Origin of the sequence: Streptomyces sp. NPDC060028, from assembly GCF_042736725.1 — a bacterium.
In the GTDB taxonomy this organism is placed as follows: domain Bacteria; phylum Actinomycetota; class Actinomycetes; order Streptomycetales; family Streptomycetaceae; genus Streptomyces.
In genome coordinates, this window is record NZ_JBHWVJ010000011.1 from 96,979 (window position 1) to 117,094 (window position 20,116).

Consider the following 20,116-nt stretch of genomic DNA (forward strand, 5'->3'; position numbering starts at 1 on the left):
CGTACGCGAAAGGGCGCGACGCGGCCCGGGGCGTCGGCCCGTTCTCGCCGGCGGGGGTGGCACAGTGGGGGTATGTGCGGTCGATACGCCTCTTCCCGGGCCCCGGAGGACCTCGCGGGCCTCTTCGGCGCCGAGCGGGACCCTCGCGCCGGGGAACTCGGGCCGTCGTGGAACGTGGCCCCGACCGATGACGTGTGGGCGGTCCTGGAGCGCGCCGACCGCGACACCGGGGAGGTGGCCCGCCGGCTGCGGCCCGTGCGGTGGGGGCTCGTGCCGTCGTGGGCGAAGGACCCGGCGGTGGGCTCGCGGATGATCAACGCGAGGGTGGAGACCGTGCACGAGAAGCCGGCGTTCCGGCGCGCGTTCACCCGGCGGCGGTGCCTGCTGCCCGCGGACGGCTTCTACGAATGGGTCGCCGTGCCCGCCACGGGCTCGGCGAAGGCCTACAAGCAGCCGTACTTCATCCGCCCCGAGGACGCGGGGGTGATGGCCATGGCCGGGCTGTACGAGTTCTGGCGCGACCCGGCCGTCCAGGACGACGACGACCCGTCGGCCTGGCTGACCACGGCCACGATCATCACCACCGAGGCCACCGACGCGGCCGGGCGCGTCCACCCCCGCATGCCGCTTGCCCTCGACCCGGCGGACTACGAGACCTGGCTCGACCCCGCCCACCAGGACACGGCGGACCTGCGCGCCCTCCTGCACACCCCGGCCGGAGGCCGTCTCGCGGTGAGCGCCGTCTCGACCGCGGTCAACAGCGTCCGCAACAACGGCCCCCACCTCCTCGACGGACCCGCGACCGCCTGAGGCGGGCGTGCCCGCGGTTCACCGCCCGCCGCCGGACCCCGGGGGGCCCACGGACTCCCCGGTGATGCGCTCCAGGTCCGTCATCAGCGAGTCCAGCCACGACGCGGCCGCGTAGTACAGCCGCGGCGCGCCCGGCGGCTCCGCCGCGAAGCCGTCGAAGTCCGGGTCCCGCAGCGGCGCCGGCACCCCCGGGGTGTCGCCGCCCGGGTCGAGGCGCGCCGACACCAGCAGCATCCGCCCGGCCACCCGGTCCCCGAGCCGCGTCACCGCCGCCGTGGGCTCCCGCTCCAGGGGCGGTACGACGACCGGCTCGGGCGGCACCAGCAGCCGTTCCGATCCCCACAGCGTGTGGTGGCCGGCCATCAGCGTCGCCTGCCAGTCCTGCCCGGGCCGGGCGGACGGCTCGGCCAGTCCCTTCGGCTCGCTCTGGTACTGCGCGTACGCCGCCTCCGCCATGACCAGCGAGTGGAGGAGCGACCGGTGCCCCGGCCCGGTCACCACCGGCTCCCGCACCCCGCCCGCGGCGAGCTCGGCAGTCGTGGCCACCACGTTCTCGGCAGCGCCGCGCAGCAGCACCGCCACCGACCTCCGCAGCTCGTCCTGCGCGCCCCGGGGCCAGGCGAGCAGCCCGAAGACGGCGCCGATCGCACTGCCGGTGAGCACGTCCAGCAGCCGGAACTCGGCGAGCTGCCACGTCGCGGGCGCCAGCTGGGCGAAGGCCAGGGCGACCACCAGCGTGAACATGGCCTGCGCCCAGCCCACCCCCTTGACCGGCCCCAGCGTGAACGCGAGAAGCATCAGCGGCACCAGCGCCGCCGCGTACACCGCGACGTCCGTCCCGGCCAGCGCCAGCAGTGCGGCCGCGACCAGGGCGCCGACCAGGGTCCCGGTCAGCGCCATCCGTACGGTCGTCCGGGTCTCCCGTACCGTCGTCCGGGTCAGGGTCAAGGTGGCCAGCAGCACCCAGAAGCCGTGCGGCAGCGTGTCCACCCCCGCGATCAGGCGGGCCGCCGTCAGCGCCAGGCTGATGCGCACCGCGTTCTGGAAGAACACCGAGCGACTGCCCGCGTGCCCCGCCAGCCGCCACCACCACAGCTCCGGCGCACGCTTGTGCGCGTACCAGAACCGGCCCGGGGCCGCCTGCGCCGCGCCCGCGCGGCCCCGTACGACGATCCCGGCCGCCGTGGACATGGCCAGCGCTGCGTCGGCGGCCTCCAGCACCGCCGCGTGGCGGCGCAGCACGGCCGGAGAGGCGTCCGGTTCCGGACCCGCGGCGAGGGCCGCCCGGGCCCGCAGCAGCTCGGCGTGCGCGTCCCCGGCGGGCGCCCGGCCGCGCAGGCGGTCGGACGTTTCCCGCGCCACGTCCCGTACCGCCCGCAGGGCGTCGAGCCCGGTCCCGGCCGGATGCGCGCCGTGGAGGAGCCCCCGGGGCGCCGTCAGCCTGGCCAGCAGGGTGCGGGTGGCGAGGCCGGTGTGGGCCAGGGCCCGGTCCCGTAGGCTCGGCCCGGCCGGCCGTTCGGCCTCCGGTACCTGCGAGGACCGCAGCCCGGTGCTCGCCTCCCGCGCCTCCCGCGCCGCCTCCTCGGACAGCGTGTACGGCGGCCCGGTCAGCTCGTCGGCGCACCGCCGCGCGCTGTCGGCGGCCCGGGCGGCCAGCTCCCGGTACGGGACGGTCGGCGGATCGGGCAGCAGGAACGTCTCCGCGAGGACGAGGAGCGCGATGCCCACGGTCGCGCCCGCCAGCCGCTGGCCGAGCGAACCGGGATCGTAGGGCGGGAAGGACGGCAGGATGTACATCAGCTGCAGCCCCGGCGCCGCCCCCGCCGGGCGCGGGCCGCCCACGGCGGCGAAGGCCAGCGCGAAGCCGATCACCAGCATCCCGACGGCCGCGCTCCAGGTCCGCACGGACAGGTAGGTGCCGATGGTGATCAGCACCCAGCAGACGGGCAGCAGCCCGAGCACCACCGCGGCGCGCTGCCGGCCGGTACCGGGGATGTGCGACAGGCCCGCGAGCGCCACCGCGGCGAACAGTGCGTAGGTCGCGGCGACGGACGAGCCGAAGCCGTACAGGAACAGGTAGAACCCGGCGCCGGCGGCCACCGTGACCCGCACCGACAGGCGGGCCGCCGCCCTGTAGGCGGCGGGCAGCCGGACCCCGGGAACGCCACCCATGCCCCCAGCATCACCCCGCGCCGTCCGCACCGCCCGCCCGGCATGGCGGCAGAGTTCAGTCGACCTGCAGCTCGCCCATCCGGCTCCAGCCGGTGGCGCCCTCGATGGTGGTGCTGACGATCTCGGGGGTACGGGTGACGAGGGGACGCATCGTCTCCAGGGCGGTGCGGAAGTGCTCCGAGGTGACGTGTGCTTCGGCCGCGTCGTCCTGGAACGCCTCGACCAGGACGTAGGTGTTCGGCTCCTCCAGGCTGCGGGACCACTCGAACCACAGGTTTCCGGACTCGGCCCGGGTGGCGCGGGTGAACTCCGCGACCTTCTCCGGCCACTGCTCCACGTAGGCGGGCTTGACTGCGAATTTCACCACAATGAAGATCATTCGAGCATTGTAGGTTCGTCAGACGGTCTCGCCGGCAGGACTCGTGGGCGCCGCAGGCGTAACAGGGTAGGAGCCCGCGGCGGCCACCGGTGGGCGCTCGCCCCCCGGGCATCGACGTGCCGACGCCGGTGGCGCGCGCGACCATGAGGAGATGGAGCCGGCGTCACTGGGCGATGTCAGCACTCCCGGGCGTCTTGCGTCCGTCGGGGAGGGGATCGGCCTGGACGAGCTGGCCCTCGCGGCCCGCAACCACGGGCTGCCCCTGGAGGCCCTGCGCTACGAGGTCACCCCGGCCGGACTGCACTACGTCCTGGTCCACTACGACATCCCCGCCGCGGACGAGGCCACCTGGCAGCTCACCGTCGGCGGCCGGGTCCGTGACCCACTGACCATGGACATGGCCGCCCTTCGCGCGCTGCCCGCCGTCACGCACCGGGTCACCATGGAGTGCGCGGGCAACGGCCGGGCGCGGCTGTCGCCGCGGCCCGTGAGCCAGCCGTGGCTGGTGGAGGCCGTGGGCACCGCCGACTGGACGGGCGTTGCGCTGCGGACCGTCCTCGCCGAGGCCGGGGTGCGCCCGGACGCCGTCGAAGCCGTCTTCACCGGCGCCGACCACGGAGTGGAACGCGGGATCGAGCAGGACTACCAGCGCAGCCTGCCCCTGCCGGTCGCCACCGGCGAGGACCCGGATGTGCTGATCGCGTACGCGATGAACGGCCTGCCCCTGCCTCCGCAGCACGGGTATCCGCTGCGCCTGGTGGTCCCCGGCTGGTACGGCATGGCGCATGTGAAGTGGCTGCGGGACATCACCCTGGTCGACGCCCCGTTCACCGGCTTCCAGCAGGCCGTCGCCTACCGCTACCGGCAGGCGCCCGACGAGCCGGGCGAACCGGTCGGCCGGATCGCACCGCGCGCCCTGATGGTCCCGCCGGGCTTCCCCGACTTCATGTCGCGCGTCCGCGTCGTGCGCCCGGGGCCCGTACCGCTGGAGGGGCGCGCCTGGTCGGGGTACGGGCCGATCGCGCGGGTCCAGGTGAGCGGCGACGGGGGCCGCACCTGGACGGAAGCCGAGGTGGCGCCGCGGGCACGTGGCGCGTGGGCTTGGCAGGCATGGCACTGCGCCTGGACGGCCACGCCGGGCAGCCACACCCTCATCACCCGCGCCACGGATACCGAAGGGCACACCCAGCCACTCGAACAACCCTGGAACCGCGGCGGCTTCGCCAACAACCTCGTGCACCACGTCCCCGTGCTGTGCTGCTGAGCGCGGACGCGGCGCGGACGGCGGCGGCGTCGCGGGGCGGCAGCTGCCTCGGCACGTGCGGCAGCTGAACCCCGTTCAAGGCGTCTTCCTGCGGCGCGTTTCAGAGACGGCCACCGGTGAGCCTGGAGAGGGGGCCGCGGCGGCGCAGTCCGGCGCGCCGGCCCACCGCGTACGAACCCGCCGTCACGGCGACCGTGGCGGCGCCGGCGCCGAGGGCGGTGGCCTTGCGGGCCTTGACCACCGTCCACGCCGCGGTCGCCTTGCCGAGCGTCTGGCGGGTGGCGGAGCCCAGGGACTTCCGTGCGGAGTTCGCGGCGGCCTTGGTCCGCTCGGCCGCGGGCGCGGCCACCGACGTGAGGTGGCCGGTGCTTTCGGTGCCGGTCGCACGCCCCGAAGAGGGGCTCCGCTCCCGGGAGTTGGCGGTCGACGTCTCGGAGTTCGCGCTGCTACGGGATTCAGTCATGCTGCGCGTGTGTCCGGCCCCGGCGGCGGTAAACCCGCCCTCCGGCCGGCGGTTCACAGCAGGCGCGCCCGGAACCCCGGTGGTGACGATCCGGGGCCGCGGAAACCGCTCGGAGGGCCCCCGCGGAGTCCGTCCGGGATCGGCTGTGCGACCGCGCCCCGGCCTGGCCGATCGCCCCGTACGGCTGGGCGCGCGTGGCCGGGACGGTGGTCGGGCAGCAGCAAGCCGAAGCCCCCCGAGACGGTGATGTCTCGGGGGACTCGCTGTGCACTGCCGCGGATCAGCGGCCGCGCTTGCCCCAGGAGCGGGTGTCGATCACGTGTCCGCGGTCGCTGCGCAGGGTGGCCGTGTCACGGCTGTCCCAGACGTAGTTGCGGCGGTCCTGGTAGACGTCGTGGCTGCTGTCCCGGCCCTTGCCGGTGTGGACCTTCACGCTCGAGCGGCCGTCGAGGCGCAGACCCTCGAAGCGGTAGCGGTTGCCCTGCTTGTCGGTGAGGGTGAACCCGCGCAGGTTGACGGCCTTGCGGCCGGTGTTCTTCACCTCGACCCACTCGGCGTTCAGGCTGCGGTTGGAGCGGTCGTCGCGGCCAGGACTGTCGTACTGGACCTTGCCGATCACGATGGAGGAGCGCCGCGAGTTCCCGTCGCGGTGGTGGCCGTCGGCGGCGGCCGGCAGGGCGGCCGCGCCGACGAGGGCGACGGAGGCCGCGACTGCGGCGACGATGCGGCGGGTGTTGCGAGAAGCAGACATGGAGATGTCACCTCATGGACATGCCCGTCAGGACCTGGTCAGGGCCTCGTCGGGCGGCTGCAGTTCCCGGCTTGCTGCCGAGAGGCCACACTCTGGACCGAGTGGAGACCGTTCGACCGGCATAACACTCGATATTACCGAATCTGTACATTCGGGCAATATCATCCAATTAACCGTGAAGTCGTGAAGCCGTGAAGCCGTGAAACTGCGAAGCCCTCCCGGGCCGGGGACGCGCGGTCAGCGCTTGTAGAAGCGGCACTTCCCGCTGACGACCCGCCCCAGCTCGTCCAGGAGGCAGATCTCGATCCATCCCGCTCCGCCGGGTACGTCCGCCTTGAGGGGGATGGTGATGTTTGCCGAGCCGCCGCACACGGGAGTAGTGGTCCGGGTGTCGAGGGTGGTGATCAGGTCAGGGGTGTACGTCCGCGCGAGGGTCTTGCGACAACCGCCGGGGCTCGTACTGACGGACCGTTGGACCCCGACCACCGACGCCGACCGGTTGAACCAGTGCAGATCGCCCCTTGTGTAGGTCGCGCCGAAAGTGACGTCGTACGAAGGGCTGGCCGCGGACGCCGGCCCGGGCAGGGCGAGGAGCGCGCCGATGGCCAGGCCCATGGCCGCGAGGCCTGCCGTGATCCTGCTGTGCATGTCGTCCCCAATGCTCGGCTGAAGGTACGGAGGGAATGCTCAGCCCCCAGTCTCCCGGGGATCGCGTAGTCCGTACCCGGCCGGGTGCCGCTGCGCGACCGCCGCCGGGGGTGCGGGCGGCGGCAGCGGACGGCCCGGCCGTGCGGGCCGCCCGGTCCGCAGTACGACGGCCACCGCCGTGACTCGATGAGAGAGCCCCCGGGTCCCGTACAGCCGGGTGGGAAGGGCTACTTGGGCGTGACCCAGACCTGGCGCTTGTTGGTGTTCGCCGTGTAGAGCTGCACCACGGTGCCGTTGGCGGTCGCGCCGCCGGTCGCGTCGAGGACCTTGCCCGACGCCACGTGGACGATCTGGCCCTTGGCGTTGACGGACCAGCGCTGCGCCGCGCTGCCGTTGCAGTCGTAGAGGCTGATCTTGTTGCCGTTCGTGCTCGCGTTGTGCGCGTCGTCCAGGCACTTGCCGAGCGCACGGACCGTACCGTCCTTGCCCAGGATCCACGACTGCGCCGCGGAGCCGTTGCAGGTGTAGAGCTGGATCTGCGTGCTGTTGGCCGCCTTTCCGCCCTTCACGTCCAGGCACTTGGAGCCGATCCCGCTCACCTTGCCCTGTGGGGACAGCGTGGCGCCGCCGCCGGCGGCGAGGCGGCGCAGGCCCTGCACGTCGAACTGCTGGACGTAGGTGCCCGCCCGCTTGTCCGCATAGGCGTACGTGGGCGAGCACATCACCGGGAATTCTCCGGAGTCGGTGCCCTTGACGCAATCGCTCTTGTTCAGGCTGCGGTTGGCGTGCGCCAGGCCCAGCGTGTGCCCGATCTCGTGGCTGACGTGGTTGCGCATGTACGCCTCGCCCGTGGCGGCGGTGGGCTTGCCGGCCGAGGTGAAGAACTCGTCGTCGATGTACGCGTGCCCGCTGGTCACGGTTTCGGGCACGGACGAGACGGTGAAGCCGCAGCTGAGGTGCGCGGTGCCCGACCCGTCGCGGACCACCTTCCAGCCGGTGCTGCCCATGCTGCCGCCGTCGGTCGGCGGAACGCACGGATGGTGCAGGATGCCGACGATCACCTCGCCCTTGAGCCGGGTGTAGTCCCAGCCGACCGGCTTCGTGTCGACGGTGACCGGCAGGTTGGTGATGCGCCGCAGGTCCGCGGCGGTGGCCTGCACGTACGGAGCCAGCCAGTCCGCGGACTTCTGGTCGTAGAACTTGATCGTGTAGCCGGTCTGCAGCCACTTGGTGGAACCGCTCAGCTTCCACCCCTCGCCCTGGGGCGGTGCGGGCGCGGCGGCCGCGGCCGACCTGCCCTCCGGCTGGGGGGCCTGCGTGCCGAGCGACATGACACCGCCCTTGAAGGTGGTGCCGTCGCTGCCGTAGGTGGCGGAATCCTCAAGGTGGGAGCCGGGTGCCTCTCCGGTCGGCGGCGCCGTCCGGGAGCTCGTGGTCTCCGTCGTGCTGTTCCCGGTGTCCTCGGTGCCGAACGCGGTCGCCGACAGTTGCAGACTTCCCACGATGGCCGCCACGGCCGCCGCGGCAGCGATGGATATCCGGTGCTTGCCTGTCAATCGCAAGTGTTCATCGCCCTCTCATCATGTTTCACTTCCCGCCGGTCCCGCGGTTGCGCGGGGGAGCGGGAATCGAGTGGATGATATGTCAAGGGGCCAAAGCGCCTCGTAGGAAGGCGAGTTATGCGGGCGGATCGGGGCTCACGGAGCAAGCAGGGATTCAGCCGTCGCGGTGCGTGCGTACAACACCGAGCGGCCCGCCCGGTGCGCGCTGACCAGGCCCGCATCGCGGAGCGCGGTGAGGTACTGGGACACCCCCGCCCGTGAGAGCCCGGTGCGACGGGCCAGATCGGTGGTGGAGGCGGGAGTCTCCAGCTCGGCCAGCAGCCGGGTCCGCGAGCGGCCCAGGACCGCGGCGAGCGCGTCGGTTCGGGTGGTGGCCGGGCGGGGTTCCCACAGCGAGCCCACGCCGCGCGCCGGATAGGCCAGCTGCGGGGGTTCCGGCGGCGTCACCCGGGTGAACGGAACCGGGCCGGTGAAGGCCGAAGGGATCAGCACCAGCCCCGTACCGGCGGTCTCCCGGGACAGATCACGCTGGCGGCGGTCCAGCCGGAGCGCGTCGTCGGCCCAACTCACCGAGGGGTGAAGATCGTTGAAGAGACACGCGGGGCCCTGCTCGGCGAACTTGCGGGCCCTGTGGAAGACATCGGCGTCGAGGACGCCCCGGACCCGCGCCCAGTAAGGGGCGAGCGCCAGCTGCCAGTAGCTCTCGATCTCCTCCACGACCCGGGCCAGACGAGTCCGCGGCTCGGCGTACAGGGCCCGCGACCGAGGGCCGAGACCGCCCTGCTCGTCCCCGAGACGGTCGAGGTCCCGTCGTACCTGGGCAGCGGGCGTCGCCAGGATCCTGGCCAGCTCCTGCGCCAGTGCGGGAGCCGGCGAGGCGGGCGCGGGGTTGAGGAAGTCGGGGACATACCCCGCGGGCGGGACCAGCTCGGCCAGCCCCCCTCGGTCGAGCCCCGCGGCAGCCAGCCTGGGCCTCACCTGCTCGATCCAGGGCCGGTGAACGGGATGCGTACATCCCGAGCGCAAGAGCCGCAGGCTGGGCCCGACCTCCCACATCGGCGAAACGGCGAACCGCACTTGCGCCAGATCGCTCGTCGAGAACACCAGCTCCGCCAACACACCGACCCCCGGATTCACATATGTCTGAATCAGTGGCGGTCACCATACTGTGCGGAGACCATCCCTGGCATGACCTCACAGACGATCACCGCGGCCACCTCCGGCACGTGGACACTCGGCGACCTGACCGTCAACCGGATCGGTTTCGGCACGATGCGCCTGCCGCAGACCGGCGAGGCGCTGATCCCGGACGCCACACCGCGCGACCGGGACGAGGCGGTCGGCGTGCTGCGCCGCGCGGTCGAGCTCGGCGTGAACCACATTGACACCGCCGCGTTCTACTTCTCGCCCCTGCGCTCCGCCAACGAACTGATCAGCAGGGCGCTGGCCCCCTACCCGAACGACCTCGTCATCGCCACCAAGGTCGGACCGGGCCGAGACCCCTCGGGCCAGTGGCTGCCCCACGCCACCCGCGAGCAATTGCGCGGCCAGGTCGAGGAGAACCTGCGCCAGCTCGGCCGCGACCACCTCGACGTGGTGAACCTGCGTGTCGTGGGCACGGACTCGATCGCCGAACGCTTCGGCGCACTGGCCGAGCTGCGCCAGGCCGGGCTCATCCGCCACCTGGGCCTCTCCAACATCAGCCCTCATCACCTCGCCGAGGCCCGGGCCATCGCGCCGGTGGTCTGCGTGCAGAACATGTACGGGATCGGCGTGCGGCCCGAGCAGGACGCGTTCCTGCGCGACTGCGGGGAGCAGGGCATCGCGTTCGTGCCGTTCTATTCGATCGCCGGCACGGGGCGCCAGGCAGGCGCGACGGGCGCCGAGGACGACGAACTGCTCACCGTCGCGCGGGCGCACGCAGTGAGCGCCGCGCAGGTCCGCCTGGCCTGGACGCTGCACCGCGGACCGCATGTGCTGGCCATCCCCGGCACCGGAAACCCGCAACACCTCGCCGCCAACGTGGCCTCGGGCGCACTGCGCCTCTCCGGCGAGGAACTGGCTGCTCTGGACGCCCTCCACCAACGCGCAGCCTGACATCCCCGTTCGACGGTCGGAGTCGGACCGTCGTGTGCCGCGCCGATGCCCAGGTCGGCCACTCGGCCGCGGTGACCCACTCGGCCGCGCGCCGGGGAACATTTCCGTCCGTCACCCGCGGTCGCTCATGCGGCCGACTGCGGTGCGATCTCAGCGATCAGGTCCTCGACGCGCTTCTTGATTTCGTCGCGGATGGGACGGACGGCCTCGACGCCCTGGCCGGCGGGGTCCTCGAGCTTCCAGTCGAGGTAGCGCTTGCCGGGGAAGACGGGGCAGGTGTCGCCGCAACCCATGGTGATGCAGACGTCGGACGCCTGGACGGCCTCCACGGTGAGGATCTTCGGGGTCTCGGCGGACATGTCGATGCCGACCTCGCGCATCGCCTCCACCGCGGCCGGGTTGACGCCGTCGGCCGGAGCGGACCCGGCGGAACGGACCTCGACGCGGTCACCGGCCAGGTGGGTGAGCCACGCGGCGGCCATCTGGGAGCGGCCGGCGTTGTGGACGCAGACGAACAGCACGGACGGCTTGGCGGCGGTCATGCGAGCCTCTTCTCAGGCAGGTGGGGAAGCGCAGCGCGGCATCGCATCAGCGGAAGCTGGTGTCAGCGGCTGCTGATGTGAAAGTATCAGCAGATGATGACGTCAGTCGACACTGATCTGATCCGGGTGCTGGCCGACCCGCTCAGGCTCGAGATCGTGACCCTCCTCGCCCAGGAGACGCTCTGCACCACCCACCTCGTGGAGGAGACCGGTGCCAGGCAGACGAACCTCTCCAACCACCTGAAGGTGCTGCGCGAGGCGGGGGTGGTGGAGACGGAGCCGTGCGGACGGTTCACGTACTACCGACTGCGCCCGGACGTCATGGAATCGCTCGCCGGGCGGTTCACCGACCTCGCCCGGACCGCCCGCGCCACCGCCGACGCGAACCTCAAGCGGTCCTGCCCCTAGGCTTCCGCGCCTTGCCTCACCTGCCCGAGGAGAACCTGCCTTGACCGCCACCGAGTCCGCCACCGAGTCCGCCACCGAGTCCGCCGCGAGCGTCGCCCCGGCCGCGGACGTGTCCCCGCGGCCCGCGCCCGGCGCCGCAGCGCCCCGTACCCCGCTGATCGCCCGCGCCGCCGCCGAGCTGGTCGGGACCGCCGCGCTGGTGGCGATCGTGGTCGGCTCCGGCATCCAGGCCGCCGAGCTCACCGACGACGTCGCGTTGCAACTGCTGGCGAATTCCACCGCCACCGTCTTCGGCCTCGGCGTCCTCATCGCCCTGCTCGGCCCGGTCTCCGGCGCCCACTTCAACCCGGCCGTCACCCTCGCCGAATGGTGGACCGCCCGCCGTGGAGGCGCGGGCGTGAACGCCCGCGAGCTGGCCGTGTACGTCCCCTCCCAGATCGTCGGCGCCATCGCGGGCGCGATCCTCGCGGACGCGATGTTCGGCGAGCCGCTGGTGAAGTGGTCGCAGCACGACCGTTCTGCCGGCAACCTCCTGCTCGGCGAGGTCGTCGCCACCGCCGGGCTCATTCTGCTGATCTTCGGTCTGGCCCGCACCGACCGCCTCCGCTTCGCCCCGGTCGCCGTGGCCTCCTACATCGGGGCGGCGTACTGGTTCACCTCCTCGACCTCCTTCGCGAACCCGGCCGTCACCATAGGCCGCGCCTTCACCGACACCTTCGCCGGTATCGCCCCGGCCTCGGTGGCCGGTTTCATCGGCGTACAGCTCATCGGTGTGGTGGTGGGACTGGCGCTGGTGGCGGTCATCTTCATGCGCGGCAAGAGCGCCTAGTGCGCCGGCGGTGCGTCAGCCGACCACCGGGCTGCGGCGCTCCAGCAGTACGACGTCGCGCCACGCGCCGCGGTGGCGGCCGATGCGCTCGCGGGTTCCGATGACGCGGAAGCCGGCGCGGGCGTGCGCGGCGAGGCTGGCCGCGTTCTCCGGGAAGATCCCCGACTGGATCGTCCAGATCCCCGCGGCCTCGGTCGACTCCACCAGCGCGGCCAGGAGCCGCCCGGCGACCCCGCGGCCGCGGGCGGCGGGGTGGACGTAGACGGAGTGCTCGATCACTCCGGCGTACGCGCAACGGTCGGAGACCCGGGTCGCCGCGATCCAGCCCAGCACCCTGCCGTCGGCGTCGAGCGCGGCGAAGCGGTGCCCGGGCAGCTTCGCGGCGTCGAACTCGGCCCAGGTGGGCGCGGTGGTCTCGAAGGTGGCGTTGCCCTCGGCGATGCCCATCCGGTAGATCGCCAGGACCTCGGCCGCGTGCGTGCCGGTCAGCGGCGCGACGGTGAGGATCACGCGGTGGCCGTGCGGGCGAGGAGCTGGCCCATGGCCGCCAGTACCGAGGGCTCGACCCGGTAGTACACCCAGGTCCCGCGCCGCTCGGAGGAGAGCAGGCCGGCCTCGCGCAGCTTCTTCAGGTGGTGGGAGACCGTCGGCTGGGAGACCCCGACGTCGGAGATGTCGCACACGCACGCCTCCCCGCCCTCATGGGACGCCACCAGCGAGAACAGCCGCAGGCGTACCGGGTCCCCGAGGGCCTTGAACATGACCGCGGTCCGCTCGGCCTCCTCGGCGGTCAGCGGGCGCTCGGACAGGGGCGGGCAGCACGGCGGCGTCACGGCTTGCGGCTCCAACAGGGGCAGCACCTTCGTCGTCATGCCCCCATCATCGCGGCAACTTCGACAGATGTCTATGTTGACGAATGTCGATGTCCAGTGCCACGCTGGTACCCAAGACATCGACAACTGTCGAATCAATAGGGGAGCCCTCGTGAACGCATCCACCGAAGCCCTGCCCGTCGTCGTCATCGGCGCCGGGCCCATCGGCCTCGCGGCAGCCGCCCGGCTCGTCGAGCGGGACATCGAACCCCTGGTCCTGGAAGCCGGCCCCGCCGCGGCGACCGCGGTGCGGCAGTGGTCGCACGTCCGGCTGTTCTCCACCTGGTCCGAGGTGGTCGACCCGGCCGCCGAGAAGCTCCTCGCGCCGACCGGCTGGAGCCGGCCCGAGGGCGCCGCCTACCCGTCCGGCGGGGACTGGGCCGACCGCTACCTCCAGCCGCTCGCCGACGCGCTCGGCGCCGGCCGGGTCCGTTACCACTGCACCGTCACCGGAGTCTCCCGTGCCGGCCGTGACCGCATCGTCGACGCCGACCGCGAGGACCAGCCCTTCGTCGTCCACCTCACCGGCGCGGACGGCTCCGAGGAGCGGATCTTCGCCCGGGCCGTGATCGACGCCTCCGGCACCTGGTCCACCCCGGGCCCGGCCGGTGGCAGCGGCCTGTCCGCCCTCGGGGAGCGTGCGGCCGCCGACCGGATCTCCTACCGGATCCCCGACCTCAAGGACCCGGCCGTCCGCGCCCGGTACGCGGGCAAGCGCACTGCCGTCATCGGCTCCGGAGCCTCCGCCTTCACCGCCCTGGCCCACCTCGCCGACCTGGCCCGGGCCGATGGCGGCGCCGGGACCCACGCCACCTGGATTCTGCGGCGCGGGATCTCCGGTTCCACCTTCGGTGGCGGTGAGGCCGACGAGTTGCCCGCCCGAGGAGCCCTGGGTCTCGCCGCGAAGGCCGCCGTCGACGACGGGTACGCCGACGCGGTCACCGGCTTCCGCACCGACGCCGTCCAGCGTGACGGCGACGGCCGTCTGGTCCTCGTCGGCGAGGACGGACGTCGCCTGGACCCGGTCGACGAGGTCATCGTCCTCACCGGCCTGCGCCCCGACCTCACCTTCCTGGGCGAGCTTCGCCTCGCCCTGGACGAGCGCCTCCAGGCCCCCGTCGGGCTGGCCCCGCTGATCGACCCCAACCAGCACTCGTGCGGCACCGTCTACCCGCACGGCGTGCGCGAGCTCTCCCACCCGGAGAAGGACGTCTACTTCGTCGGCATGAAGTCCTACGGCCGTGCCCCGACCTTCCTCGCCATGACCGGCTACGAGCAGGTCCGCTCCGTCGCCGCCCATCTCGCCGGCGACCGCGAGGCCGCCGAGCGCGTCGAACTCACCCTTCCCGAGACCGGAGTGTGCGGCGGCGCGGGCCTCTTCGACCAGCCCGAGGCCGCCGAGGCGGCCGGTGGCGGCTGCTGCGCGGCCCCGGCCACCCTCACCATCGGCGCTCCGGCCCCCACTTCGGGCGGCTGCGGCGCGTGATATGCGGGCCTCGCGGGAGGCGGGCGTCAGGTCTGCCGTCAACGCCCGCCGCCCGCAAGCCGCGTGCCGACGCGGAGCCTGACCAGGTTCGCGCGCAGGGCGTTCCGGTCGGGCTTGCCGGCCGCCGCGCGGGGCAGCCGGTGGACCAAATGGACCACGGCCGGGGCGTACAGCGAACCCATCCGCTCGGTGACGAACCCGCGGAGAGGGCGACCGTGCAGCACCCGCGCGGTCAGGTCGGGCCGGAGCCGGTAGCCGGACATGACCATGGGCGTACGGGCGTGTACCTCACCGGTCGCCCCGGTCGGCAGGGCCGTCCCCGCCGGATCGCGGATCTCGATCTCCACCGGTCGGTGCCGGTCTCCGTCTGCCCGTACCAACCGTGCAGTACGGGGCCGAACACCTCCGCGGCCTGGCGCGCGCCGCGGGATCGACGATCAGGGCGGTGGCGCCGGTGCTCCGCACGATCGTCGCCTGCGTACCGGTCGTCATGGCCGGGTCGAGGTGCACCACCCGGGCGCCGAGGAGATTGGCCGCGTAGCGGGCGACGAGGGTTTGCGGCCGGTTGCCGGTGAGGAGGCAGACGGTGGCCGCCCGGGCGACGCCGTGGGCCGCCAGCACCGCGGCCGCGCCGTGGACCCGGTCGGCGAACTCCCCGGCCGAGACCGTACGGCCCTGCGCGCACGTGATCGCCGCACCGGACACCGCGACCCGGCAAACCTTTCCGGCCACAGCACTGGCGGCGCGGCACTCATCCACTCCAAGACCAGTTCCGGGATGAGAACATGCCCCGGAGGTTATGAGGGGGCGGACACGAGGGCGAAGAGCCGGTGCGGCGGTTCAGGAGTTCTCGCCGTACGTCCCTGCCTCGACTTCGAGGGCGAGTTGCTGGAGGACTTCGACCGAGGACATGTCCGTCCGGCCGGCGTCGTGTGCCATGGCCAGGCTGGTGAAGGCAAGGCTGAAGCCGGAGACCATGGTGTGGAGAGCGGGGCCGAGTGCCTCCGCCACGAGACGGGCCACCTCCTGGGGGGAGGATTCGGCCGGGACGCTGATCGACGGCAGCATCTCGTTCAGCAACTGGTTGATCACCCCCGCTTCGGTGTCGGGGCTGTCGTCGTCCTCGCCGGCCTCGGCCGCCCGGCGGATCTCCTGGGCCTCGGTGAGGATGCCGATGACTCGCTTCAGGACCTCTGCGCGTTCCATCCCCGGAGGGTAGCTCCAGGTGAGGGGCGCGGACGGCGCGACCGGCGGCCGGAGCTGCGCGCGGGCCCGCCACCACCACCATTCGCCGTGCCGGAGGCGGCGCTGATCTGGGTGTCCCGCGCGGGAATTGCGGGGGGCGTGCCCGCATGTGTGAGGGCCACGGGCGGAGTTGACTCGGCTCAGCCGATCGGCCGGTACGACCGCCCCGGCCCCGGCCGCGCGGGGCCGCGTACCCGACCACTGCGAGGAGGTGAACCGTATGGCCGTGCTCAAACTCCAGAACCTGCAGCCCCGGCGTACGCCCGGCAGCGTCGCTGTGGCCAGCATGACGTCGAGTGCCTGGAACTGCTGTAACAAGCCCCCGGATCCGTGATCGGGGTGACGGGATGCGTCCGGGACCTGCCGGGTCCCGGACGCATCCCGCTGCTACGCGTGCCGGCGCGCAGGGCGTTGCGACGCACCCGTGGGCGCGGAGCCACAGCCGTCAGGCGCAGGGATGTAGGCGAGCCCGTGCGCTCCCGGCTCTCCTACGCGGTCGACGTGGAGGGTCGCCACCGCCTCCACCCGTTCCAAGTCCACCACCGTCACCGTGCTGGACGAGACCGCCGCGACGTAGCCGTACCTGCCGTCGGGTGACGAGGTGATCGTCAGGGGGAAGGCGCCGACCTCCACGCAGCCGCGCTCCGCGCCGTCCTTCCCGTACACGTGCAGGAGCCCCGGCTCCTGCACGCCCAGCGCCGCCCGGCCCGCTCGCATGCGCAGTTCTCCGGCGAGTACCAGATCCGTGGCGGTGACGTGGACGGGGAAGACGAGCCCGTTCGTCCGGTGCGTCCGGACCACGGCGCCCGTGGCCGTGTCGACGACCCGCACCCCGGCGTCCGGCACCGGCCCGGCAACCGCGAAGTCCCCCTTGGGGGCGGCCACATAGACGAACCGGCCGTCGCGCGACGCCGCGATGCCCTCGCTGCCCGGCACCTCGATGCGGCCGGCCATGGCCCCCGAACCGATGTCGACGACCGACACGAACGGCGCCTCCTTGTTCGCGCTGTACGCACGGCTCCCGTCCGGCGTGAGCGTGAACCAGTGCGGACCCGGCGCGGCGACGGACAGCCGGCGCACCGGCTTGAGGGAGTCCGCGTCGAGTGCCACCAGGGCGCCCTCCTCGGCGTCGTGCGCCTCGACGCTCACCCACAGGAGCTCGCCCGACGGGTCCAGCGCGATGCCGTGCGGCGCGCGTTCCGGCGCGAGGTCGACGATGTCGACGATCCGGCGCCGATCCGGATCGATCACCACGAGCTCGTGGGCCCGGCCACCGTTGGCGTGGTAGTAGCCGGACCGGTACGTGATCGTCGCGTAGAGCCGCCGCCGCACCGGGTCGAAGCACAGCTCGTGCGGCTCGTTCGGAACCTCCAGCACTCCCAGCCGTCGGAAGTCCAGGGCGTCGAAGAAAGTGATCGTGGGGCCGCTCTGGCTCGCCACGGCGAGTACGTCCTGCATGTTCTCTGTCATGCCTGGAGCCTGGGTGGCCGGATGAATTAACTCCAGTGCACTTATGGCAAGGTGTGATTGCGTACAGAGAAAAGACGCTGGTCGCACAGGGGTTGAGCGGACCGGCCCGTGAGGGGAGACACAGCTCGTGGACGGACTCGACAGGCAGTTGGACCTGAATCTGCTGGTTGCCCTTGACGCGCTGCTGGAGGAGGAGAGCGTCACGGGGGCGGCCGCCCGGCTGCACGTGTCCGCGCCCGCCATGAGCCGCACCCTCGGACGGATCCGCAGGGCCCTCGGCGATCCCGTGCTCGTACGCGCCGGACGGCAGCTCGTGCCCACGCCCCGCGCCGTCGAACTGCGCCCGGGCGTCCGCGCCCTCGTCCACCAGGCACGCGCCCTCCTCGCACCCGAGCCCGTCACCGACCCGGCGCGGCTCTCCCGCGACTTCACCGTCCAGGCGAGCGAGATGGTCCTCGCCGGGCTCGCCCCCCGGCTCGTGCGCGCCGTCGCCGGCCAAGCACCCGGCGTCACTCTGCGCTTCATGCCGGAGGCCCTGGAAGGCACACCCGCCCTGCGCGAGGGCCGGCTCGACCTGGAGATCGGCGTCATCGGCCACCCCGACCCGGAAACCCGGACCGAGTCCCTCGGCCGGACGCGCCTCCTCGCCGCCGTACGCGCCGGACACCCCCTGGCCGGCCGCAAGACCGTCACCGCCGGGGCGTTCGCCGCCGCCGACCACATCGGCCTGTCCCGGCAGGGCCGGGTCCGGGGCCCCATCGACGACCGGCTGGCCGAGCTCGGACTGCGCCGCCGGGTGGTCGCCGTCGTCCCGGGCTGGAGCGCCGCGCTCTTGCTCTGCCGGGAAACGGACCTGGTCTGCCTCGCCCCGGCCGGCGGTGCGGCACACCACCTGGACGCGCTGGGCCTGACCACCTTCGAGGTACCGCTGGAACTGCCGCCCGTGGTGCTCGGCATGGCGTGGCACCCGCGCAACGACGCCGACCCGGCGCACATCTGGCTCCGGGACCAGGTCCGGCAGAGCTGGCGGCGCCCGACTGCCCCTCTGCCGGAATCGCCCCATGGCTGAGCACGACGACGACGGTCGGCGCCGGCGGAGCGTCCGTACCCCTCGGGCCGGCCGGGCCGACCGCCCCGAGGCGCTGCGCCGCATGGTCCAGGCGCTGCGGCCCGGCGGCCGGCTGCTCCTGGAAGACGCCGACCCCGGGTTGCAGCCGCTGTTGTGTCCGGACGAGTCGGGTCCCGAACAGCGGCTCGCCAACCGGTTGCGCTCCGGCTTCCGCACCTTGATGGCCGCCCGCGGCGCGGACCTGGCGTACGGACGGACCCTGCCCCGGCTGCTGCGGGAGGCCGGCCTGGAGGACGTTCAGGACCACCGCCCCGATGATCTCCGAGTGGGGCCGCCGCCCGTAACCCGCCCCGATGGCCCGCCTGGGGCCCCCGTGCTCAGAATGCCCATCGGGTATGGGTGTAGACCCCGTCGTCCCGTCCGAAGCCGTACGCCGTGGTCGGGGTCACCGCGAACACCACCGCGTCACCCTTGCGGAACGCATCCCCGATGCCGTGGAAGGTGCCCCCGGGCGAGGTGATGTGCCCACCGTACTTCGCCTCGTACGCCGCGATCACCTCCTCCAGCAGCGCCGGATCGGCAACCGGCTCCGCCTCGCCCTCGACCACGAGGTCGAGTCCTTCGGTGAGCGAGTTCCCGCCGGTGGTCAGTGCGCAATGCCCGTCGTGAGCGAGGTTCCTCGCCTTCTGCTCTCCCTTGCCGGTGGAGAAGTACAGCACCCCGTCCCGCCAAGCGGCGATCACGGGAGTCACGTGCAGGCGGCCGTCGGGTCGCACCGTGGACACCCAGAAGATCTCGGCGGTCTCGAGGTGCCGCCGGGCCTCGGCCCACTCGGTGGCGGTGACGTCCTCGGCGCCCGGGCGGGGATGGAGGGCGGAGCTGTAGCGGGCGTCGAGTTCGGTCGTGGGCTGCTTTGCGGGTCCCTGCGTCGGCATGGCAGATCTCCTTCCTGCCCCCATGGTGACCGGCTGCCCGGCCCGGCGTCATCGCCACGCCCACGGGCGGCCCTCCGTACGCCCGATCAGGGAGCTCGCCCCTGGACGGACCGCTCCGGGGCGCTGTCTGGGATGCTGATGCCTGATCCGGAAGTGGGGGCCGAGGGGCACCGACCTGTCAGGGGAGCCCGGCTCGCCGCTGGGCGCCCGTTGCCACGGGAGGGAGAGGGATATGCCGGTGGTCGCAGGCACACGCATGGCCGGTCGGGGAGTCGAGGTGACCCGGGTAGGCGGCCGGTGGCGGGTGAGCCGGCCGTGGCCCGCCCAGTTGCGACCGATCGTGCACAGCTACGCCGGCTACTGGGAGGCGGCGGCCTCGCCCTACCGGGTGCGGCTGGTTCCCACGGGTCGGGCCGTCGTCGTGATCAGTCTGGGGGAGCCGTTCGCCCAGATCCGCCGTCGGCAGGGGGACGCGAGCCCGAACAGCCAGGTGACCGGCTCGCTGGTCGCGGGTCTGGAGGACGGGCCCCGGGTGTGTGACCACCCTGGTGGCCAGGAGGCGATTCGGCTCGAGTTGACCCCACTGGGCGCCTACCGGCTGTTCGCCCTGCCGATGAGCGAGTTGACCAACAGGGTGGTCGAGCTGCGCGACGTCCTCGGCCCCGAGGCCGGGATGCTCGTGGAGCAACTGGCGGCCACCGGCGACTGGGGAGCCCGGTTCGACCTGCTGGACCTCGCGTTGGCGGCCCGGCTCGAGCGCGGCCCGCGTCCCGCACCCGAGGTGAGCCACGCCTGGCGACTGCTGTGCCGCGCCGGCGGGGCGATCCCGGTCGGCCGGATCGCGGCCGAAGTGGGCTGGAGCCAGGGCTACCTGGTCCGCCGGTTCACCGAACAGATCGGCCTGACGCCCAAGATGTCCGCCCGGGTCCTGCGCTTCCATCGGGCCGTGAGTCTGCTCACCGGCGAGAGCGCGAATCTCACCGAAGTGGCGGCCGCCTGTGGCTTCTACGACCAGGCCCACCTCAACCGCGAGTTCCGTGCCCTGGCCGAGACGACCCCCGGCCAGCTGGCCGCCGCCCGCGTGGCGGAAGGTGCCCTCGCCCTGTCAGGGGCG

General features: G+C 72.9%; 24 protein-coding genes and 1 pseudogene. 10 read left to right on the top strand and 15 right to left on the bottom strand.

The features are described 5' to 3' along the window. Window positions 1-72: 72 nt before the first annotated feature. On the top strand, window positions 73-810 hold the full coding sequence (locus tag ACFWBF_RS08770) for an SOS response-associated peptidase (RefSeq protein WP_385597339.1): 738 nt from the start codon (window positions 73-75) through the stop codon (window positions 808-810). 18 nt (window positions 811-828) lie between these two features. Here ACFWBF_RS08770 and ACFWBF_RS08775 read toward each other — a convergent pair whose 3' ends face one another. Together ACFWBF_RS08775 and ACFWBF_RS08780 are read right to left on the bottom strand one after the other, a co-directional pair. After that, complete coding sequence (locus ACFWBF_RS08775) at window positions 829-2,982, bottom strand: FUSC family protein (RefSeq protein ID WP_385597343.1); 2,154 nt, start codon at window positions 2,980-2,982, stop codon at window positions 829-831. Window positions 2,983-3,037: 55 nt separating this feature from the next. Continuing rightward, the gene (locus ACFWBF_RS08780; protein ID WP_385597346.1) at window positions 3,038-3,361 is read right to left on the bottom strand and encodes a putative quinol monooxygenase; all 324 of its coding nucleotides are present in this window, start codon (window positions 3,359-3,361) and stop codon (window positions 3,038-3,040) included. A 151-nt stretch (window positions 3,362-3,512) separates the two neighbouring features. On the opposite strand from ACFWBF_RS08780, the gene ACFWBF_RS08785 reads away from it, so the two are divergent. Then, window positions 3,513-4,625: a sulfite oxidase gene (locus tag ACFWBF_RS08785; RefSeq protein ID WP_385597349.1), complete on the top strand. Its 1,113-nt coding sequence runs from the start codon at window positions 3,513-3,515 to the stop codon at window positions 4,623-4,625. Between the two features lie 100 nt (window positions 4,626-4,725). Here the strand turns inward: ACFWBF_RS08785 and ACFWBF_RS08790 are convergent, their stop codons facing one another. The 5 genes from ACFWBF_RS08790 to ACFWBF_RS08810 all read right to left on the bottom strand — a co-directional run bounded on the left by ACFWBF_RS08790 (window position 4,726) and on the right by ACFWBF_RS08810 (window position 9,168). Further along, window positions 4,726-5,088: a hypothetical protein gene (locus tag ACFWBF_RS08790; RefSeq protein ID WP_385597350.1), complete on the bottom strand. Its 363-nt coding sequence runs from the start codon at window positions 5,086-5,088 to the stop codon at window positions 4,726-4,728. A 280-nt stretch (window positions 5,089-5,368) separates the two neighbouring features. Then, window positions 5,369-5,839, bottom strand: coding sequence for a lamin tail domain-containing protein (locus ACFWBF_RS08795; RefSeq protein ID WP_385597353.1), 471 nt, complete (start codon window positions 5,837-5,839; stop codon window positions 5,369-5,371). 237 nt (window positions 5,840-6,076) lie between these two features. Continuing rightward, window positions 6,077-6,487 carry a hypothetical protein gene (locus ACFWBF_RS08800; protein WP_385597355.1) on the bottom strand — a complete coding sequence of 137 codons (411 nt, stop codon included), beginning with the start codon at window positions 6,485-6,487 and terminating at the stop codon, window positions 6,077-6,079. Between the two features lie 227 nt (window positions 6,488-6,714). Continuing rightward, a complete protein-coding gene (locus ACFWBF_RS08805; protein ID WP_385597358.1) occupies window positions 6,715-8,043 on the bottom strand; it encodes a ricin-type beta-trefoil lectin domain protein in 1,329 nt (442 codons plus the stop codon). Window positions 8,044-8,184: 141 nt separating this feature from the next. After that, window positions 8,185-9,168, bottom strand: coding sequence for an ArsR family transcriptional regulator (locus ACFWBF_RS08810; RefSeq protein ID WP_385597361.1), 984 nt, complete (start codon window positions 9,166-9,168; stop codon window positions 8,185-8,187). A 69-nt stretch (window positions 9,169-9,237) separates the two neighbouring features. Here ACFWBF_RS08810 and ACFWBF_RS08815 point away from each other — a divergent pair, with 69 nt between their 5' ends. Next, a complete protein-coding gene (locus tag ACFWBF_RS08815) occupies window positions 9,238-10,146 on the top strand; it encodes an oxidoreductase (RefSeq protein WP_385597364.1) in 909 nt (302 codons plus the stop codon). A gap of 125 nt (window positions 10,147-10,271) precedes the next feature. Here the strand turns inward: ACFWBF_RS08815 and ACFWBF_RS08820 are convergent, their stop codons facing one another. Beyond that, window positions 10,272-10,688, bottom strand: coding sequence for an arsenate reductase ArsC (locus ACFWBF_RS08820; RefSeq protein WP_385597367.1), 417 nt, complete (start codon window positions 10,686-10,688; stop codon window positions 10,272-10,274). Between the two features lie 93 nt (window positions 10,689-10,781). On the opposite strand from ACFWBF_RS08820, the gene ACFWBF_RS08825 reads away from it, so the two are divergent. Further along, window positions 10,782-11,096, top strand: coding sequence for an ArsR/SmtB family transcription factor (locus ACFWBF_RS08825; RefSeq protein WP_385597369.1), 315 nt, complete (start codon window positions 10,782-10,784; stop codon window positions 11,094-11,096). A gap of 40 nt (window positions 11,097-11,136) precedes the next feature. Further along, window positions 11,137-11,925 carry an aquaporin gene (locus tag ACFWBF_RS08830; protein WP_385597372.1) on the top strand — a complete coding sequence of 263 codons (789 nt, stop codon included), beginning with the start codon at window positions 11,137-11,139 and terminating at the stop codon, window positions 11,923-11,925. Window positions 11,926-11,940: 15 nt separating this feature from the next. On the opposite strand, the gene ACFWBF_RS08835 is transcribed toward ACFWBF_RS08830, so the two are convergent. Further along, a complete protein-coding gene (locus ACFWBF_RS08835) occupies window positions 11,941-12,372 on the bottom strand; it encodes a GNAT family N-acetyltransferase (RefSeq protein WP_385597417.1) in 432 nt (143 codons plus the stop codon). Between the two features lie 59 nt (window positions 12,373-12,431). Next, window positions 12,432-12,797: an ArsR/SmtB family transcription factor gene (locus tag ACFWBF_RS08840; RefSeq protein WP_385597374.1), complete on the bottom strand. Its 366-nt coding sequence runs from the start codon at window positions 12,795-12,797 to the stop codon at window positions 12,432-12,434. 112 nt (window positions 12,798-12,909) lie between these two features. On the opposite strand from ACFWBF_RS08840, the gene ACFWBF_RS08845 reads away from it, so the two are divergent. Further along, on the top strand, window positions 12,910-14,283 hold the full coding sequence (locus ACFWBF_RS08845; RefSeq protein WP_385597377.1) for an NAD(P)-binding domain-containing protein: 1,374 nt from the start codon (window positions 12,910-12,912) through the stop codon (window positions 14,281-14,283). 38 nt (window positions 14,284-14,321) lie between these two features. Here the strand turns inward: ACFWBF_RS08845 and ACFWBF_RS08850 are convergent, their stop codons facing one another. The 3 genes from ACFWBF_RS08850 to ACFWBF_RS08860 form a co-directional block, all read right to left on the bottom strand. Then, window positions 14,322-14,546 carry a hypothetical protein gene (locus ACFWBF_RS08850; protein ID WP_385597380.1) on the bottom strand — a complete coding sequence of 75 codons (225 nt, stop codon included), beginning with the start codon at window positions 14,544-14,546 and terminating at the stop codon, window positions 14,322-14,324. Window positions 14,547-14,571: 25 nt separating this feature from the next. Next, window positions 14,572-14,988, bottom strand: coding sequence for an AMP-binding protein (locus ACFWBF_RS08855; protein WP_385597382.1), 417 nt, complete (start codon window positions 14,986-14,988; stop codon window positions 14,572-14,574). Window positions 14,989-15,123: 135 nt separating this feature from the next. Continuing rightward, window positions 15,124-15,489, bottom strand: coding sequence for a hypothetical protein (locus ACFWBF_RS08860; protein ID WP_385597385.1), 366 nt, complete (start codon window positions 15,487-15,489; stop codon window positions 15,124-15,126). Between the two features lie 259 nt (window positions 15,490-15,748). On the opposite strand from ACFWBF_RS08860, the gene ACFWBF_RS08865 reads away from it, so the two are divergent. Next, window positions 15,749-15,862 carry a class III lanthipeptide gene (locus ACFWBF_RS08865; RefSeq protein WP_385597387.1) on the top strand — a complete coding sequence of 38 codons (114 nt, stop codon included), beginning with the start codon at window positions 15,749-15,751 and terminating at the stop codon, window positions 15,860-15,862. Between the two features lie 53 nt (window positions 15,863-15,915). Here the strand turns inward: ACFWBF_RS08865 and ACFWBF_RS08870 are convergent, their stop codons facing one another. Further along, window positions 15,916-16,998 carry a YncE family protein gene (locus ACFWBF_RS08870; protein ID WP_385597391.1) on the bottom strand — a complete coding sequence of 361 codons (1,083 nt, stop codon included), beginning with the start codon at window positions 16,996-16,998 and terminating at the stop codon, window positions 15,916-15,918. Window positions 16,999-17,125: 127 nt separating this feature from the next. On the opposite strand from ACFWBF_RS08870, the gene ACFWBF_RS08875 reads away from it, so the two are divergent. Together ACFWBF_RS08875 and ACFWBF_RS08880 are read left to right on the top strand one after the other, a co-directional pair. Continuing rightward, window positions 17,126-18,067, top strand: coding sequence for a LysR family transcriptional regulator (locus tag ACFWBF_RS08875; protein WP_385597393.1), 942 nt, complete (start codon window positions 17,126-17,128; stop codon window positions 18,065-18,067). A 58-nt stretch (window positions 18,068-18,125) separates the two neighbouring features. Then, window positions 18,126-18,368 (top strand): annotated as a pseudogene (locus tag ACFWBF_RS08880) (SAM-dependent methyltransferase); the annotation flags it as partial. 76 nt (window positions 18,369-18,444) lie between these two features. Here the strand turns inward: ACFWBF_RS08880 and ACFWBF_RS08885 are convergent. Beyond that, window positions 18,445-19,002: a pyridoxamine 5'-phosphate oxidase family protein gene (locus tag ACFWBF_RS08885; protein WP_385597397.1), complete on the bottom strand. Its 558-nt coding sequence runs from the start codon at window positions 19,000-19,002 to the stop codon at window positions 18,445-18,447. A 277-nt stretch (window positions 19,003-19,279) separates the two neighbouring features. Here ACFWBF_RS08885 and ACFWBF_RS08890 point away from each other — a divergent pair. Then, window positions 19,280-20,116: helix-turn-helix domain-containing protein (locus ACFWBF_RS08890; RefSeq protein ID WP_385597399.1), on the top strand; the 837-nt coding region annotated here is incomplete at its 3' end.

Coding starts and splice junctions, on each gene's coding strand:
- ACFWBF_RS08775 (WP_385597343.1), bottom strand. CDS start 2,982: ATGGGTGGCGTTCCCGGGGTCCGGCTGCCCGCCGCCTACAGGGCGGCG.
- ACFWBF_RS08780 (WP_385597346.1), bottom strand. CDS start 3,361: ATGATCTTCATTGTGGTGAAATTCGCAGTCAAGCCCGCCTACGTGGAG.
- ACFWBF_RS08840 (WP_385597374.1), bottom strand. CDS start 12,797: ATGACGACGAAGGTGCTGCCCCTGTTGGAGCCGCAAGCCGTGACGCCG.
- ACFWBF_RS08850 (WP_385597380.1), bottom strand. CDS start 14,546: ATGTCCGGCTACCGGCTCCGGCCCGACCTGACCGCGCGGGTGCTGCAC.
- ACFWBF_RS08770 (WP_385597339.1), top strand. CDS start 73: ATGTGCGGTCGATACGCCTCTTCCCGGGCCCCGGAGGACCTCGCGGGC.
- ACFWBF_RS08785 (WP_385597349.1), top strand. CDS start 3,513: ATGGAGCCGGCGTCACTGGGCGATGTCAGCACTCCCGGGCGTCTTGCG.
- ACFWBF_RS08825 (WP_385597369.1), top strand. CDS start 10,782: ATGATGACGTCAGTCGACACTGATCTGATCCGGGTGCTGGCCGACCCG.
- ACFWBF_RS08860 (WP_385597385.1), bottom strand. CDS start 15,489: ATGGAACGCGCAGAGGTCCTGAAGCGAGTCATCGGCATCCTCACCGAG.
- ACFWBF_RS08885 (WP_385597397.1), bottom strand. CDS start 19,002: ATGCCGACGCAGGGACCCGCAAAGCAGCCCACGACCGAACTCGACGCC.
- ACFWBF_RS08865 (WP_385597387.1), top strand. CDS start 15,749: ATGGCCGTGCTCAAACTCCAGAACCTGCAGCCCCGGCGTACGCCCGGC.
- ACFWBF_RS08835 (WP_385597417.1), bottom strand. CDS start 12,372: ATGGGCATCGCCGAGGGCAACGCCACCTTCGAGACCACCGCGCCCACC.
- ACFWBF_RS08795 (WP_385597353.1), bottom strand. CDS start 5,839: ATGTCTGCTTCTCGCAACACCCGCCGCATCGTCGCCGCAGTCGCGGCC.
- ACFWBF_RS08870 (WP_385597391.1), bottom strand. CDS start 16,998: ATGACAGAGAACATGCAGGACGTACTCGCCGTGGCGAGCCAGAGCGGC.
- ACFWBF_RS08815 (WP_385597364.1), top strand. CDS start 9,238: ATGACCTCACAGACGATCACCGCGGCCACCTCCGGCACGTGGACACTC.
- ACFWBF_RS08800 (WP_385597355.1), bottom strand. CDS start 6,487: ATGCACAGCAGGATCACGGCAGGCCTCGCGGCCATGGGCCTGGCCATC.
- ACFWBF_RS08820 (WP_385597367.1), bottom strand. CDS start 10,688: ATGACCGCCGCCAAGCCGTCCGTGCTGTTCGTCTGCGTCCACAACGCC.
- ACFWBF_RS08790 (WP_385597350.1), bottom strand. CDS start 5,088: ATGACTGAATCCCGTAGCAGCGCGAACTCCGAGACGTCGACCGCCAAC.